Annotated in this window: 12 protein-coding genes; 8 read left to right on the top strand and 4 right to left on the bottom strand. The window is 39.1% G+C overall.

Annotation, left to right across the window (positions count from 1 at the left end):
* Nucleotides 1–21: 21 nt before the first annotated feature.
* A complete protein-coding gene (locus TLET_RS01280; protein ID WP_028843510.1) occupies nucleotides 22–1,377 on the bottom strand; it encodes an aminopeptidase in 1,356 nt (451 codons plus the stop codon).
* Nucleotides 1,378–1,416: 39 nt separating this feature from the next.
* The gene (locus TLET_RS10755) at nucleotides 1,417–3,438 is read right to left on the bottom strand and encodes an HD domain-containing phosphohydrolase (protein WP_012002298.1); all 2,022 of its coding nucleotides are present in this window, start codon (nucleotides 3,436–3,438) and stop codon (nucleotides 1,417–1,419) included.
* An 84-nt stretch (nucleotides 3,439–3,522) separates the two neighbouring features.
* Here TLET_RS10755 and TLET_RS01270 point away from each other — a divergent pair, with 84 nt between their 5' ends.
* Nucleotides 3,523–5,250: a proline--tRNA ligase gene (locus TLET_RS01270; RefSeq protein ID WP_012002297.1), complete on the top strand. Its 1,728-nt coding sequence runs from the start codon at nucleotides 3,523–3,525 to the stop codon at nucleotides 5,248–5,250.
* Between the two features lie 2 nt (nucleotides 5,251–5,252).
* Nucleotides 5,253–6,137 carry a signal recognition particle-docking protein FtsY gene (gene ftsY / locus TLET_RS01265; protein ID WP_012002296.1) on the top strand — a complete coding sequence of 295 codons (885 nt, stop codon included), beginning with the start codon at nucleotides 5,253–5,255 and terminating at the stop codon, nucleotides 6,135–6,137.
* On the opposite strand, the gene TLET_RS01260 is transcribed toward ftsY, so the two are convergent.
* Nucleotides 6,138–8,057, bottom strand: coding sequence for a transglycosylase domain-containing protein (locus tag TLET_RS01260; RefSeq protein ID WP_012002295.1), 1,920 nt, complete (start codon nucleotides 8,055–8,057; stop codon nucleotides 6,138–6,140).
* Nucleotides 8,054–8,485 (bottom strand): methylated-DNA--[protein]-cysteine S-methyltransferase, encoded by a 432-nt coding sequence (locus TLET_RS01255; protein WP_012002294.1) that lies wholly within the window; start codon nucleotides 8,483–8,485, stop codon nucleotides 8,054–8,056. The genes TLET_RS01260 and TLET_RS01255 overlap by 4 nt, the downstream gene beginning before the upstream one ends.
* A gap of 52 nt (nucleotides 8,486–8,537) precedes the next feature.
* Between TLET_RS01255 and TLET_RS01250 the strand changes: the two genes are divergently transcribed.
* The 6 genes from TLET_RS01250 to rsmG all read left to right on the top strand — a co-directional run bounded on the left by TLET_RS01250 (nucleotide 8,538) and on the right by rsmG (nucleotide 17,546).
* Nucleotides 8,538–9,527, top strand: a complete 990-nt coding sequence (locus tag TLET_RS01250) for a P1 family peptidase (RefSeq protein ID WP_012002293.1) — start codon at nucleotides 8,538–8,540, stop codon at nucleotides 9,525–9,527.
* Nucleotides 9,524–11,335 (top strand): translation elongation factor 4, encoded by a 1,812-nt coding sequence (gene lepA / locus TLET_RS01245; RefSeq protein WP_012002292.1) that lies wholly within the window; start codon nucleotides 9,524–9,526, stop codon nucleotides 11,333–11,335. The genes TLET_RS01250 and lepA overlap by 4 nt, the downstream gene beginning before the upstream one ends.
* A 110-nt stretch (nucleotides 11,336–11,445) precedes the next feature.
* A complete protein-coding gene (ruvC, locus tag TLET_RS01240; protein WP_012002291.1) occupies nucleotides 11,446–11,934 on the top strand; it encodes a crossover junction endodeoxyribonuclease RuvC in 489 nt (162 codons plus the stop codon).
* On the top strand, nucleotides 11,934–16,073 hold the full coding sequence (locus tag TLET_RS01235; protein WP_012002290.1) for a PolC-type DNA polymerase III: 4,140 nt from the start codon (nucleotides 11,934–11,936) through the stop codon (nucleotides 16,071–16,073). The genes ruvC and TLET_RS01235 overlap by 1 nt, the downstream gene beginning before the upstream one ends.
* A gap of 37 nt (nucleotides 16,074–16,110) precedes the next feature.
* Nucleotides 16,111–16,872, top strand: coding sequence for a metallophosphoesterase family protein (locus TLET_RS01230; protein ID WP_012002289.1), 762 nt, complete (start codon nucleotides 16,111–16,113; stop codon nucleotides 16,870–16,872).
* The gene (gene rsmG, locus TLET_RS01225; RefSeq protein WP_012002288.1) at nucleotides 16,869–17,546 is read left to right on the top strand and encodes a 16S rRNA (guanine(527)-N(7))-methyltransferase RsmG; all 678 of its coding nucleotides are present in this window, start codon (nucleotides 16,869–16,871) and stop codon (nucleotides 17,544–17,546) included. Before TLET_RS01230 ends, rsmG begins: the two co-directional genes overlap by 4 nt.

Below are 17,546 nucleotides of genomic sequence, written 5' to 3'. Positions count from 1 at the left end.
AGGGGACAAATGTCCCCTTTTTTATTCAAATCTTTCTAAGAGAGCTTTATAAGCTCTGTAAGTTTCAAATAAATCAGCTTTTGAAACAAGCTCGAATGGTGAATGCATTCCAAGCAAAGCCGGTCCCATATCCAAAACGCAAACTCCACGTTCGGCTAAAAATTTGGCAACAGTTCCTCCGCCCCCTCTATCAACTTTTCCCATTGTTGCCACTTGCCAAACAACATTTTCCTCGTTTAAGATTTTCCTCACTTTTCCGACAATTTCTGCATGAGCCTCGCTGGAACCTGACTTTCCTCTGCTACCAGTGTACCTGACAATTCCTATACCATGGCCAACTCTCGCGGCATTTGTTGGATCGTGCACTTCCTTGAACATTGGATCTACCGCCGGGCAAACATCAGCCGATACAACAAAACTTTTTGCAAATAATTCATCTATTCCAAGAGAAGTATCTGTACACCCCTGAATCTTGAGAAGTCTCTTCAGGAACATGGCATAAAAATTGGCCTTTGCTCCAGCGTTACCTTCACTTCCTATCTCTTCTCTGTCAAACAGAATAACACCACACGATCTTACAGGATTTTCTACTTCTATCAAAGCTCTCAAAGCTGTATAGGCACATATTCTATCATCGTGGCCGTAAGCACCCAGAAAACTTTCGTCAAATCCGACACTTCTCGTCTTTAACGCCGGTACAAGTTCAAATTCACCACTTACAAAATCTTCTTCAGTTAAATCATATCGTTCATTCAAAAGTTTTAACACGTAAGTTTTAACAGCTTCTTTCTCCTGGCCAGCAAGAGGAATACTGCCAAAGACAACAGTAAGTTTTTCTGCATCAAATTTTTCTTCGATAGAACTATCTTTTTTATCCAGATGCGGAAGCAGGTCAGGTATGACAAAAACGGGATCGTCTTTACACTGACCTATGTGTATTTCTACAACCTCGCCTGTATCCTTAACAATGTAGCCATGAAGTTCCAGAGGTAAACCAAACCATTGATACTTCTTCACACCTCCGTAGTAATGAGTCTTTCCAAGAGCTATTTTTTCTTCTTCAAAGATTGGCTGTGGTTTTAAATCAAGCCTTGGAGCATCTATATGCGCTGCAATTAAGTTAACGCCCTCTTCAAGCCTTCCTGCAATATTCAGTGCTATCAAAGACTTTGCTCTGTTGACTGCATATACTTTGTTTGAATTTCCATCGAATTTTTCTATTGGTACATACCCTGCTTCTTCGAGCATCAAAACTGCCTGCGAGATAGTCATTCGTTCTGTTCTTGAAAAATCAATGAACTTAGCATAATCTTTGCTGAATAGCTCGATCTCATCCCGATTGCGAACATGCCATACGTTTTTTGGTGAAAACCTCAAAGCCACAACAACACCTCCTTCGATGTCTATGAATGCGCCTTAGCGCTTTATCTCACCACTGTCAAGTAACTCGATGAATTTTCTGGCTATATCCGGATCAAATTGAGAACCAGAGCAATTTTCAATCTCGATTTTCGCTTCTTTAACACTCAATGCTTTTTTGTATGGTCTATCTGTTGTCATTGCATCAAAACTATCCACAACACACAATATTCTTGATTCTAATGGGATTTCTTCTTTTGTCAGACCATCGGGATACCCCTCTCCGTCGTAGCGTTCATGGTGATGCCGTACTATTTTTGCAAGATCCCCAAGCCCCGCAGCCACCAGCAACTCATAACTTTTCACCGGGTGGATTTTCACACGTTCATATTCTTCCGGGGTAAGAAAGCCGTCTTTATTCAGAATCTGCTGAGGGACAAAGATTTTTCCGACATCATGTACAAGACCTGCCCAATAAAGCTTTCTCACAATCTCCTTACCAAGACTAAGATTTTCAGCCAGTTTTGCCGCATAATTTGCAACATTTTCAGAGTGACCTTTCGTGTAAAAATCATAGTACTCCAAGGCTTTGGTCATAACTGTTAACAACCTTCTATGAAAGATTCCCTGCTCTCTGACATAACTGCGCAAAGATAAAAATGTGGCTATCAAAGACGACAGTTTTTCCATATTAACTTCGCTGGCAATTTTCCCTGAATCATAAAAAAGAACACCGTAGACTTCTGAAGAAGTCTTAATAACATGAATAGAACAGTTTTCCACTATATCTTTTCCACACATCCTGCTCACCACATTCAGAATACTTTCATGAACTGATTCACTTTGAAAATCGATCAATTCACTTATCCTTTCAATCACGAAATCATCACTGTCTTTGCACAGTACAATAAGAGTTTTACCAAACTCGCTCGATTTGAGGGCAACTCCAACATGCCGCAAATTATCTGCATAGTTTTTGAATGTTTTTAACAGTGTGAAAAGAAAATCTTTCTCCTGTATTGATTCATAAGTCATCTTTGATGAAATATCCAAGAGTTCGAGAAAAGCATTTTGAAATTTTAAAACCTGTTCAGATTTCTCCTGCAAAATTTTGTTGGTTTGTTGCAATTCTTCGTTGAGAGATTCTAATTCTTGAAATGAGGCTTTCAACTCCTGATTCAAAGCATCGAGTTCTTCATTTGCTGAAAGTAGTTCTTCATTTCTTTTTTGCAATTCCTCCGTTCGCTTCCGAATTTGCTTAGAGAGGTATCGATTCACAACAATTAGAACACCGAAAACTCCTATGATACAGGCTATTGCTATGAATATTACATACCATGCCCAGTCAGGGAGTAGGCGAGTTGTCCTGACAAACGGCGATATTATATTTTCAAGGTCGCTGTCACTTATCTTTGCCAGGCCGCTGTTTATGAGTTCTGCAATCTGTGGTTTTGATTTTGGAAAAGCAAAGTAGATCTGCTGGATTGAAATGGGTTCAAGAGAAGTGAAAAGATGGAATATATCGTATTTAACTAAATAATATTGCGCCGTTAGATTTTCCATCAAAAAAACATCTATCTGGTTCTCTCTAATTGCATACATTAACTCTTCCATGTTTTTGAAATACTTGAAAGAGACTGAAGAAACTTTTCGCCTGAGCAATTGCTCATTTGCATCTTTTTCAACAACTCCTACTACATACCGCGATAGATCTGAAAAGTTCTTTATATTCAAATTTTTTCTGAAATAGACCCTGCTTTCAATATTGAAGATCGGATCGGAAAAAAGAAACAGTTGTTCTCTCTGGGGAGTTTTAAAAATAAAATTGATCATATCTGCTTCTGATCGCTCTAATTTTTCAAGAGCTTGCGAGAATGGCAAAAGTTTTATTTCAAACTTCACATCTATTTTTTTCTCAAGCAAATGTAATATATCAACGGAAATTCCAACTATATTTCCTTTTTCATCTTTAAAGATGAAAGGAGGATAAAAGTCCCCGCTGACAAATATCAGTGTCTGAGTTGCAAAAACTGTTACAAATATAAAGATTAATAAAACAGTAAAACATCTAATTTTCACAAAAACTCTCTCCATGTTAATCAATCCAATGTCAATATTATCACAATAGCTTGATATAATTTCTCAAAGACTGGAGGTGTAAGTGTGAAATTTTCCCAACTGTATGCACCAACTCTAAAAGAAGCCCCTGCCGACGCAGAGGTAATAAGCCACGCACTCCTCTATCGAGCTGGATTTATAAGAAAGATTGCTGCGGGAGTTTATTCGTATCTTCCGTTGGCAAAGAGAACTCTTTCAAAAATCGAGGCAATCGTCAGAAAAGAAATGAATGAGATAGGAGCCCAAGAAGTTTCAATGCCAGTGATTCAGCCGGCAGAACTCTGGAAAACCACAGGACGCTGGGATGATTATGGACCAGAGATGATGAAACTCAAAGACAGGCATGAGAGAGATTTCACACTTGGTCCAACTCATGAAGAGGTATTCACACACATGGTTAAAGATGAACTTCGTTCTTATAAACAACTACCTCTTTTTCTTTATCAAATAGGTCCGAAATACAGAGATGAAATAAGACCAAGATTTGGTCTTCTAAGGGCAAGAGAGTTTATCATGAAAGACGGCTACAGCTTTCATGATAGCGATCAATCACTGAATGAAACTTATGAGGCCTGCAAGAATGCTTATAGAAAGATAACAGAAAAAATAGGTTTGAAATACATCATAATAGAAGCAGCCTCGGGAGCAATTGGTGGCAATGAATCACACGAATTTGTTAGTTTCGCCCCAGTAGGTGAAACAAATCTTTTGAAGTGCGAAAAATGTGGATATTCATCGAATGATGAGCAGGCTCCTTACAGAGGTAAATACCACCGCGATGAGGAGATAGAAAAACCTGTTGAGCTGATTCATACACCGAATGTTCGTTCTGTGGAACAGGTAGCTGAGTTTTTGAATGTTTCAAAAAACAAAATAGTTAAATCTTTACTATTTATCGGGAGAAATGGTTTCGTCATGGCATTGATTCAGGGAGATAGAGAACTCAATATCGAAAAATTGAAGGTTCATGTGAACGATCAATCTTTAAGACTTGCCGAACCAGACGAAGTCTTGCAAGCCTTCAGGGTGCCTATTGGTTTTATAGGACCTGTCGGCATTGAAAAGGTCCATGTAGTTGCTGATTGTGGAATCAAATATATGAAAAATGTGGTCGTGGGAGGCATGAAAAAAGACTATCATTATATAAATGCAAATGTTGGAAGGGATTTTTCACCAGATTCCTACACAGACCTCAGAGTAGTCCAGCCAAACGATCCATGCCCAGTTTGCGGTGAACAGCTGACAGGTTCGAAAGGAATAGAAATTGCTCAGATATTCAAACTGGGAACAAAATACTCAAAAGCCATGAATGCCCTTTACATGGATGATAAAGGAGAAGTAAAACCCTTCATTATGGGTTGCTATGGCTGGGGTATCTCAAGAACTATGGCAGCTATTGTAGAACAATTGCACGATGAAGATGGTATCCTCTGGCCAAGATCTGTTGCTCCTTTTGAATTGATAATAACTGTCGTATCAGCTCAGGATCAGGATCAGAGGATTTTCGCACAAAAGTTGTACAATTCTCTGTTAAGTTCAGAAATAGATGTATTGCTTGATGACAGAGACATCTCGCCAGGAATGAAGTTCAAAGATGCCGATTTGATAGGTTTTCCTTTAAGAATAACTGTAGGAAAAAGCCTTAAAGAAGGTATGGTGGAACTAAAATCACGAAACAGCTCCAAAAGTATCAAAGTAAGCGCAGAGTTAAGTAAAATTAATTCGGTTCTTTTCAAGATGCTTGAAGAATACAATCCGCACGAAAGGGTGTAAAAATGGGATTTTTCGAACGACTTAAAACAGGACTTTCCAGAGCAAGAAAAGCGCTGTTTGAAGGACTTTCACAAATTCTTAAAGGTAGCAAAATAAGCGATGAAATTCTCGAAGAGCTTGAAGAAAGATTGCTGATGGCAGATGTCGGTTATCCAACAACAGAATACATAATAGAGCAATTGAAACAGAGCAAAACCAATGATGCACTCGAAACTTTAAAAGAAATAATGATTGATCTGCTTTCTTTCGATAGCAAGCTTAATTCACCAGATCAACCTCCCTTTGTGATAACAGTTGTTGGAGTTAATGGAACAGGTAAAACCACAACTGTAGCAAAACTCGCTGCGTATTTTCAATCAACTGGGAAAACAGTTGTATTGGGTGCAGCAGATACCTTCAGGGCAGCAGCAATAGAACAATTAAGAGAATGGGGAGAAAGAACTGGCTCTACGGTTATTTATCATTCCGAAGGAGCTGATTCTGCCGCAGTTGCTTTTGATGCTGTAAGCCATGCGAAGGCTCGAGAAAAAGATGTGGTGATAATCGATACAGCAGGAAGGCTGCATACGAAAAAGAACCTTATGGAAGAACTGAAAAAAGTTCACAGAGTTATCGGTAAAGTTGTCCCGGGAGCACCTCACGAGGTTTTGCTGGTCATAGATGCTACCACTGGGCAAAACGGATTGGTTCAAGCAAAGGTTTTCAAGGAAATGGTAGATGTAACTGGGATCGTTATAACAAAGCTTGATGGCACAGCAAAAGGCGGTATATCTTTAGCAATCAAAAAAGAATTAAATTTACCTATCAAATTCATAGGAATAGGGGAAGGTGCCGAAGATCTTAAGCCATTCGACGCAAAAGAGTTTGTAGAAGCTTTAATTGATTGATCACCAGGATCTTGTGTCTTTAATTTTTTCCCACAACTCACGAGCCAGCTCAGGAGAAAACTGATTCAGTGCGCTTAATATATCGAGCACCATTTCGTCGCTCATGGTTTTAATCATTTCCATGAGCGTTTCTTCTGAAAGCTTTCCTTCGCTTAACCATTGTATAATACGCTCAGCATCTATTGTCGGCACGGCGCGGGTATTCTTGATTTTATCCGATGTCTGTGTCTTCCATCCCGGAAAAACTCCTCTGTATGGATAGGAGGACATAATTTTTGCCCACAATGGAGCTGCACGGGTTCCACCTGTTATATTCTCACCATCTACAACAACAGATAGGATTATATGACTATCTCCTCCTATGAACCACGCATTTCTGTCCGATGTACCCGTCTTTCCAGCCACAGGGACTTTTTGTCTTGCGTAAACACCTGTTCCAATATTCACAACCTGCTTCATTATATCTAAAAGTAAGCCACTAGCCACAATTGGGTCATTTTCGCGCGGTTTCACAACATTAAGTACCTGAGGTAAAGCTCTGTAAACTATCCTGCCAAACGGATCTTCTATAGCTTTAACGACGTATGGCTTAAGCACGGCACCACCATTGAATATAGCGGCATAGCACTTCAAAAGTTCTTCTGGCGCACTTTCTATCGTGCCGAGAGAAACAGTTATATCATTGGGATAATAACCGTTAAGCATCAGCTCTTTTTTTAAAAACTCGATTACCTTGTCTTTCCCCAGTTGCATAAACAAATTTACCGATGGCACATTTCTGGATTCTATAAGGGCATCAGCAAGTGTTACGCTTCCTTTGTATTTTTTGTCGAAATTTTCTGGAGTCCAGTCGCCAATCTTTATAGGCAGGTCACTCAATTTGCTTTCTGGGCCCCATCCTTCCAGGAGAGCAAGATAGTAATACAAGGGTTTTACAGAAGAACCTATTAATCTTCTTCCTTCAGGATATGTGACACCAACGCCTTTATAAGCAAGGATGGTTCCTGTAGATGGATTTATAGCCTCCAGCGATACGTTTTTTTCATCTATATCATTAATCAGGCGTGAGAGCAAAGGGTCCAGAGTTGTATAAATTTTGTATCCTTGTCTGAGTTCGTTTAATCCAAAACCAATGCTGTTCAGTTCCCTGACGATTCTCCAAAAAATTTCCTCATCAAAATTCTGCTCACCGATCTTTGGAAAATCCATTTTATCTATTTTCGTAGCGAGCATTTCGTACTGGTCATTTCTCAGGTAATTCTCATTTACCATCGCCTTAAGCACTGTCCTGGCTTTCTTTTTTGATAAATCAGGGTTATCTTTCGGATTGAAATTTTCCGGCGATCTGACAGTTCCTATTAATATAGCGCCTTCTTCAAGTGAGAGCTCGGAAAGATCTTTATCAAAATAATATTTTGAAGCGCTCGCAAATCCATATAAGCCGTTACCCATATAGACAGAATTTAAATACATCTGCAATATTTCATCCTTTGTTCTCACTCTTTCTATCCAGAGTGCTATGAACATCTCCTTAATTTTTCTTGTCCAGGATCTCTCGGGTGAGAGATAAAGTGTCCTTGCAAGCTGCTGAGTAATTGTACTTCCACCTTCACTTATGGACATTTGCGATATATTCCTTACAGTCGCTCTTGCTATACCTGCAAGATCAATTCCTATATGCCTGGTGAAGTTTTTATCTTCTGAAGATAAGAGAGCATTAATTATCGATGGCGGGACCTGTGACAGATCTTTCCAAAAACAACGCGAGAGCATCACCGGAGAGCCATCATTGTAAAGAATAATCAATCCAGTTGGGAGATGAGATTCCGGGCTATCAAGATTTTTTATAGTGGAAAAATATATGAACCACAACAAGCCAAGAGATACAAACAAACCTGTAAAAAACGAAATTTTTCTCACAAATTGCACCTCTCTAACTCAAGCAGCATTTTCTTCCATTCTAACCCCCCACTAAAACCACCAATCGAGCCTTTAGCTACTACCCTATGGCACGGAAAATAAACAGGTAATGGATTAGCTTTGAGTGCCTGACCAATTGCCCTTGGAGATGTGTTAAGTTTTCTGGCAAGTTCTCCATAAGAGACTGTCTTACCATAAGGTATCTTTCTCAACTCGTTCCAGACTTTTTTTTGAAATTCCGTTCCAGAAAATCTCACCGGAAAATCCAGCGTCTTTCTTTTGCCTTCAAAATACTGTTCCAACTGCTTAAGTATCTCGCTTGACACTTTTCCTTCGCATTTCTTAGCAAACTCTATCCTGGTTACTGCGCCTCTCTCTACATAGACTGACACAAAGCCTATTTTCGTTGAAACAAAACCGCAATCCATATTAACTGCCCCCATTGATAAAATAATTTAAAATAGCTTAGAGGTGATAATCTTGCGTAAAAGATTTCGCCAGCTTGGCTTGAGTTTTGGAACTCTGAATCCTGCAACAAAAAATCTTATCACAGATGTCCCAAAAGTCAAAGTTGGGCACGTTACGCTTTTTAGCGACAAACCAACAATTGTAAGAACAGGTGTTACCGCAATAATCCCATCAGAAGATGTTTTTCAAAGTCCGGTCACGGCGGCATATTCGGCCTTGAATGGATTTGGCAAATCCATAGGTCTTCTCCAGATCGAGGAACTTGGGCAAATAGAGACTCCAATTGTTTTAACCAATACATTAAGTGTCGGATACGCTTTTCAGGGAATTGTACAGTATATGGGCTCTCGATTTAAATTCAGGACTCTTAATCCTGTCGTCGGTGAGTGCAATGACGGATTTCTGAACGACATACTTTATCCCTCGGTTAATCAAAAACATGTTATAGAAGCTATTGAGTCCGCCTCTGAAAACTTTGAACTTGGTTCAGTAGGTGCCGGGACTGGCATGATATGTTTTGGATTCAAAGGCGGCATAGGAAGTTCATCACGAATTCTGAAAAAAGACCGTATCTTGGGTGTGCTTGTTCTTGCTAATTTCGGCGCCTTTGATGATTTACATATTCTCGGTACCAAAGCTGCTGATCACATTAAAACAGGAATCTTAAAAAGGCAAGCCAATGGATCAATTATAATTATAGTTGCAACAAACGTAGCACTTGACTCAAGACAGTTGAAACGTCTATCGAGGCACTCTTTTCTGGCATTGGGAATGCTTGGTGCACCGGGATATCATTCAAGTGGCGATATTTGTATAGCTTTTTCAACAGAAAAAGGATACTCAGAAGAGTCCAGAGATTTTTTTGACCTGCTATTTCGAGCAGTTGTAGAATGCACATATGAGGCAATCTGTGATGCACTTTTTTGTGCTGAGACAACCGACGGTTTTCTTGGAAAAGCGCAGGCTATGCCCACAAATTGGATAAGGAGGCTGCAAAGTTGAAAGATGTAAATTTGATAAGGAACATCTGCATTATTGCTCACATTGACCATGGTAAAACCACTCTTGTCGATAGAATTCTCGAATTGACAAAAAGTGTTGATCCAAGGCAAATGCACGAACAATTTCTCGATCAAATGGACATCGAAAGAGAGAGGGGAATAACGATAAAAGCTCAGCCGGTGAAAATTTTGTACCAATACAAAGAAAAAGAATACGAGATAAATATTATTGATACACCAGGACATGTTGATTTTTCCTATGAGGTTAGCCGCAGCATGGCTGCATGTGAAGGAGCAATCTTACTCGTTGATGCTTCTCAAGGAGTCGAGGCTCAAACAGTTGCGCACACATATCTCGCTATAGAAAATGATCTGGATCTTGTAGCAGCAGTAAACAAAATAGATCTTCCAAATGCAAACGTAGATGAAACTTGTAATGAAATAATCGATCTGATTGGAATAGATTCTTCCGATATCCTCAAAGTCAGCGCAAAAACAGGTCAAGGGGTTGAAAATATACTCAACGCTATAATAGAAAAAGTCAAACCTCCAAAAGGAGATGTTAAAAAACCTCTCAAAGCTCTGATTTTTGACGCAAAATACGATAAATACAGAGGGGTAATAGTGTATGTAAGAATTTTCGATGGGTCTGTCAAAAAAGGTGATGAAATACTTGTAATGTCAACTGGGGATAAATATGAGGTGATAGAAACAGGTATATTCACACCTCTTATGAAACCGACTGAAGAACTTGGTCCTGGAGAGGTCGGTTATATAATAGCCGGTATAAAAGAAGTTGGGCATGCTAAAGTTGGTGATACCATAACAAACGCTGCTTTTCCATCAGATAGTCCTCTGCCAGGATATAAAGAAATCAAACCGATGGTTTACGCAAGTATGTTTTCAGGATTACCGGAGTATTATGAGGAATTAAAGAAGTCTCTTGAAAAACTTAAACTCAACGACTGGGCACTGTTTTTCGAACCGACGCACTCACCAGCACTTGGATTTGGGTTCCGCTGCGGATTTCTCGGACTCTTACATATGGATATAGTGCGCGAAAGACTTGAACGCGAATACGAAATTGCCGTTATTCTGACCGCACCAAATGTTGAATACAAAATCTTGCTGAGCAATGGCAACGAAATGTTTGTGAATGATCCAGCAAAATTTCCCGATGAAGATGAGATACAGAAAATCTATGAACCTTTTGTAAAGCTCTCCATCATAACACCTTCCGATTACGTTGGAGACATTTTTACAAACCTCCAGAACGAAAGAAGGGCCAATCTCCTTCACACTGAAAATGCCGGTAAAAACAGGGTGATAATGTATTTTAAGGTTCCACTTGCGGAGATAATAACGGATTTCTTCGACAGGCTGAAAGCTATAAGTCACGGATATGCTTCAATGGACTACGAATTTTTAGGATATGAAGAATCAGATGTTGTGAAGATATCTATACTTATAAACAAAGAACCTGTAGATGCCCTATCTACTATAGTTCACAAAAGCAAGGCATACATTGTCGCAAAAAAACTGGTCGACAAACTTTCAGAGCTTATTCCACGTCATCAATTCGAAATTCCTATTCAGGCTAAAGCTTACGGAAGGATAATTGCGCGAGCAGACATAAAAGCACTCAGAAAAGATGTGCTTGCGAAATGTTATGGCGGAGATGTGACACGAAAAATGAAATTACTCGAGAAACAAAAAGAAGGAAAGAAAAAATTAAGAGAAATAGGGCAAGTAAGTATCCCTCAAGAAGCGTTCTTAGCCGTTCTAAGAATCGATGAAGAAAAACATTGACGAACAACTTTGGAATTTTTTGTTCAACTCTTAAACCACAGGTAACCACATTAACTTTTTGATTAGTCTATAATGTTTTTTGCCTGCCAAAGAGATTTGAGGTGTAGAAGTTGATAATTTTTGGTGTAGATCCTGGGTTTGGTATTTTGGGCTATGGGGTTCTTTCAGTCAGTGGAAATTCTTTTCAACATGTTAGCCATGGAACTATACAAACTGAAAAGCAGCAGAATATAGCATTGAGATTGAAAGTTTTGTACGAGGAACTTAGCAATGTGATTGACAATTTCAAGCCATCGGAAATTGCAATGGAAAAATTGTTCTTTTCAAGAAACATAACCACAGCTATATCTGTTGGAGAAGCAAGGGGAATAGTTTTACTTTTAGCTGCGCAAAGGAACATACCAGTGTTTGAGTATACACCTCACGAAATCAAAAAAGCGGTTACTGGTAGTGGAAAAGCATCTAAGAAAGATGTTCAGCAGATGATTAAAATCCTGCTGAATTTAAAAGAGTTACCAAAACCAGATGACGCAGCCGATGGACTGGCAATTGCATGGTGTCACTGTGCAGTTAGAAATATTACACGGAGGTTTTCTTAATGAAAGCTGTCTCGGTTGAACATGTGCAGATAAACCTTAAAGATTTTCTAAGTAAACTCGGCATAGATTTTAAAGAAGATTGCAAAATAGAGAGTGTTTTTTTTGACAGCGTGTCAAATGAACTTTTGATAAAAACAGACAGATGTGTAAAAAATACGAACGAGCTAAGAAAATTACTGGAAAGCTTTTTTGAGGTTCCTGTCAGTTTTTACCCTGTGGAAGCGTTTAAAGAAATATCCATAGATGTAGATGCACTGAGAAGGGAACTCAACGGGAGTTTTCCATATGTTCAATCTGCCGCTGTTGAAGGAGAAAAGGTTGTGCTTAAGGTATCTGGTGAATTTGGTCGAGACAGAATAAAAAGCAAAATGAACCAGGTAAAGGATTTAATAAGCAAACAACTCGGAAAAGATTTGGAAATTCATGTTCAGGTTGTTGAATCCCAGGCAATAGTTGAAAAACATGATCTGATCGTTGAAGAGGTTCAAGATCAGAAAAAGAAATCCAGGAATAGAAAAAGATATCAAAAAAGTGATTATCTTACTCCCTCTAATCTGCCCAGTAATTCTGATGACGTAAAAGTAGCAGGAGAAATATACAAAATGGACCTGAGGGATGGAAGAAAAAGATTTCTCTTAGTCCATATAACTGATAAAAAAGATTCTCTTACCTGCCTTGCTTTTAACAGCATTATTAATGACATTCTCTCTTCTCTTCAGAAGGGAGATTGGGCGGTTTTCGAAGGCCTTTTAAAATACGACGAATCTGGTGAACCCACACTGCATGTTAAAAACTTTAAAAAAATAGAGCCAAATAACAGGAATGATCTTGCAGAAAAAAAGAGAGTAGAGCTCCATGCACACAGCAAATTCAGTGACTTAGATAGTGTGCTTGATATCGATGAGTATGTAAACAGGGCATCTTCTTGGGGCTGGAAGAGCATTGCGTTGACAGACCACGGGGTGGTACAGGGAATACCGTACTTTTATGAAGCCTGCCGAAAAAAAGATATAAAACCTATTTTTGGCGTTGAAGCTTACGTGGTTAACGATTCTGAACCTGTAGTTATTGGAATGGACAAAGATATAGAGATCGACCAGGAAAGATATGTAATTGTCGATATAGAGACAACAGGTCTTCATCCAATGTTCTCAGAAATAATCGAAATAGGTGCCGTTGCCATAGAAAACGGGCAGATAACAGATGAATTCCATAGTTTTGTGAAGCCTTCTGAAAAATTAAATGCATTTACAGTCCAATTTACAAAAATAACCGATCAAATGCTTGCTAACCAGCCATCTATTGAAGAAGTTCTTCCAAAGTTCATGGAATTCTGCAAAGACACAACCTTAGTAGCACATAACGCCAATTTTGATTATCGATTTCTCAGATACTGGATAGAAAAAAGTTTAAAGTTGAATTGGGAGCCGGCAGTAATAGACACACTGGCTCTAGCAAAAAAACTGGTCAGGCTTTCAAGCTACAATCTGGAAAAGCTGGCAAGTCATTTCAAATTAGGACCATTCTCACACCACAGAGCTTCGGAAGACGCAAAGGTGACAGCAAAAATATTTCTTGAGTTGCTAAAACTCTTAAAAGAAAGGAAAATAACCACATTTAAAGAGATAGAATCTCTTCAAAAAGAATCCACATTGAGACAATCGAAACCATTTCACACAACCATAATTGTTCAGACCAAAGAAGGCTTAAAAAATCTGTACAAGCTAATCTCCAATGCACATGTTAAATATTTCTACAGTGTTCCACGAATACCAAAGAGCGAATTGCAAGCCCTTCGTGCAGGACTACTAATAGGAAGTGCCTGCGTTGGTGGTGAATTAATTCAGGAGATGCTGACCGGGGCAAACGAAAGTGAAATAGAAGAAAAGATGGCATTTTACGATTTTGTTGAAGTCATGCCGCTTGACCTTCTTCCTGTAACAAATGACCTTGGTCTAACCAGAGAACGTTTGAAAGAACTTTATATTAAACTTTATGAAATCGCACGAAAGATTAATGTTCCTGTTGTAATGACAGGTGATGTTCATTTTCTCGATCCAGAAGACGAAAAGATTCGGAAAGTCCTTCAGGCTCCACAGCAAGAAAATATATCAGAGCAGCCGGCAGCATATCTGAGAACAACTGACGAAATGCTCAAAGCAGCTCTGGAGATATTTGAAGATACTAACAAGGCATACAAAGTAGTTGTGGAATTTCCCAATCAAATAGCTGAAAGTGTCGAGAAAATAGTACCGCTTGAGAAAAAATTACATACCCCCAGAATAGAAGGTGCCGAAGATCAGGTCCGGACGATAGCCATGCAAAGAGCTGAGCAACTCTATGGAACTCCATTGCCTGAGCTTGTCGAGAGAAGGCTAAACAGAGAACTTGATGCAATCATAAACCATGGATATGCAGTACTGTACTTGATAGCCAAAAAAATGGTTGATAAATCTTTGAATGATGGCTATGTCGTCGGCTCAAGGGGATCTGTTGGCTCTTCATTTATTGCATATCTAATGGGTATCACCGAAGTTAATCCGCTTCCACCACATTATTTCTGTTCCAAATGCCGTTATGTTGAATTTATAGAAAGCAACGAATATGGTTCTGGTTATGATTTGCCAGTAAAAATTTGTCCAAGCTGTGGTGAACCATTGAACAGAAACGGCCAGGATATACCTTTTGAAACCTTCATGGGTTTCGAAGGCGATAAAGTACCTGATATTGATTTGAACTTCTCGGGAGATTATCAGGACGAGGCACATAGATTTATCGAAACCTTATTCGGTAAACAACATGTTTACCGTGCTGGAACCATAAATACCATAGCCTCGAGGACAGCTTTTGGTTTTGTCCGAGCTTATGAAGAAAAAAGTGGAAGAAAAGTGAGAAAATCGGAGGCGGAAAGACTTGCAAACGCAATAACCGGGGTAAAAAGAACAACTGGTCAGCACCCGGGAGGATTGATGATTATTCCAAAAGAATACGAGGTATACGACTTTACCCCTATACAGCATCCTGCAAACACTAAGGAAGCAATGGTCCTGACAACCCATTTTGATTACGAATCAATACACGACGATTTGGTGAAAATAGACGCACTTGGACATGATGATCCCACATTCATAAAAATTCTCAAAGACATGACAAATATTGATCCGATGAAGATACCGATGGATGACGAAAAAACTTTGAAACTCTTCTCGAGTGTTGAACATTTGGGCATCAAACCAGAAGAACTGGGCACAGATGTTGGAACACTGGGTATACCAGAATTTGGTACCCAATTTGTTCGCGGAATGCTTTCAGAAACCCGGCCAAAAAGTTTTGCAGAACTCGTGAGAATCTCTGGCCTTTCCCACGGAACAGATGTCTGGTTAAACAATGCTCAGGAATGGATCAGACAAAAACACGCAACGCTTTCCGATGTCATAGCCTGCCGCGACGATATAATGAACTATCTGATCAAAAAAGGCATGAATGCTTCAAAAGCTTTCAAAATAATGGAAAACGTTAGAAAAGGCAAAGGACTTTCCCGGGAAGATGAAGAAGAACTAAAAAAATTGAAGATCCCTGAATGGTATATAGAGTCCTGTAAGAGGATTAAATATCTTTTTCCAAAAGCACATGCAACGGCTTATGTAAGTATGGCATTCAGAATAGCGTATTTTAAAGTTCATCATCCGCTCGCTTTTTATGCAGCTTATTTCACCTTGAAGGGTGACGAATTTGATTTGGAAGCAGCTATGCATGGACCTGAGATAGTCAAAAAGAAACTCGAAGAACTATCCGGGATAAACGACAAAGATGTGCGAGAAAGGGCAAAAGAAACCACTCTGGAAGTTATGCTTGAAATGTTTTTGAGAGGGTTTTCGTTCTTACCTGTTAACGTAAATAAATCTCATGCTCGATTATTCTTAATAGAAGAAAACAAACTCAGAATACCTTTCAACAAACTTCCAAACCTTGGAGATAATGTTGCTGAATCTATCATTGCCGCAAGAAGAGAAAAACCATTCACCTCTCTTGAAGATATCGTTCGAAGGACCAAAATGAATAAATCTCATATCGAAAGCTTCAAGAAACTGGTCGAACTCGAAGGCCTTCCTGAAAAAGAGCAGATAAGTTTGTTCTAAACGTTTGTGTAAAATAGATACAGGAGGTAGTAATAGTATGATTCTCGCTTTTATTTCAGATGTTCACGCCAATTTAGAAGCGTTTGATTCAGTCATGAGAGATATTGAGAGCAGAGATGTAGATCAAATATATTGTCTGGGCGATATAGTTGGCTATGGTCCTGATCCAGAAGAAGTTACCAGACGAATTATGAAGATCCCATCTATAGCTGGAAACTACGATGATGCAGTGGGATACTCAAAGTCAAGTTGTGGCTGTTCCTACAAACCCGGTAGAGAAACAGAAGTGGGAGATATATCTTTAAACTGGACCATAGAGAACACTTCACAAGAAATAAAAAATTATCTCAAATCTCTCAAGCACAGAATGGAGTTAGAATTTGACGGTGTAAAATTTTTACTTGTTCATGGAAGCCCCCTGGACGAACTTCTTGAATATGTCACTCCAGACACAGAGCCTGAAAGATTGAGAAAAATCATTGAAAATGTCGAAGCAGACGTAATAATTAGCGGTCATACTCATCTTCCTATGGCAAAGTTTTTCAAAGGAAAATTGATATTGAACGCCGGTAGCGTAGGGAGGCCAAAAGACGGTAACCCGAAAGCATGCTACCTGCTAATCTATATTCATGAAGGCGTGCTATCTTATGAATTCATAAGAGTGAGTTACGATGTGAAAAAAACCTGCGAAAAGATAGCTATGAAAAAATTACCAGCTGAGTTATCGGTTGTACTCACACTTGGAAAAAGCTATGATATGGGTAAACCATTGAGCGAAACCAGTTTCATACTGCCATGAACAAAGTTGCTGAAATTTTCAGAGAGTATGGAATTAAAATTGATGACAGCAAAACCGAGAAACTTGATTCTTACATTGACTTGCTCATCAGTGCCCCTATTAATCTTACATCTTTAAGAGACAAGGAATATGCGATACACAAACATATTGTGGATATCGTTTTTCCTGTAAAAATGCTGACCGGAAAATTACTGGACGTAGGCACTGGCGGTGGAATCCCCGGATTAATCCTCGCTATTCTCTTTCCGATCAACGCAACTTTGGTAGAATCTGTCAGGAAGAAAGTCATGTGGCTTGAAAAAATTTTGAATATGCTCAATATCGGCAATGTAAATCTGCTTTGCTCAAGAGCAGAAAAATTACCTGCGGATAAAAAAGAATCTTTTGACATCGTAACAGCACGAGCCGTTTCGGAGCTCAGAATTTTATTAGAGCTGTGCGCTCCTTTTTGTAAAGTGGGTGGACGTCTGTTTTTTTACAAAGGGCCAAACTGGAAGCAAGAGTACGATGCGGCGCATAATGCTATGAAGACACTGAATGTCGAAACGATCGAAATTGTAAGTTATACTCTCAAAACGGGAGAAAAAAGGGTTTTACTTCAATTTCAAAAAGTGGGCAGAACGCCTGATAATTATCCAAGAGAGACAAAAAAAATACTCAAAAATCCTTTGTGA

Origin of the sequence: Pseudothermotoga lettingae TMO (assembly GCF_000017865.1) — a bacterium.
Classification (GTDB): domain Bacteria; phylum Thermotogota; class Thermotogae; order Thermotogales; family DSM-5069; genus Pseudothermotoga_B; species Pseudothermotoga_B elfii.
This window is presented reverse-complemented; position numbering and strand designations above follow the sequence as displayed.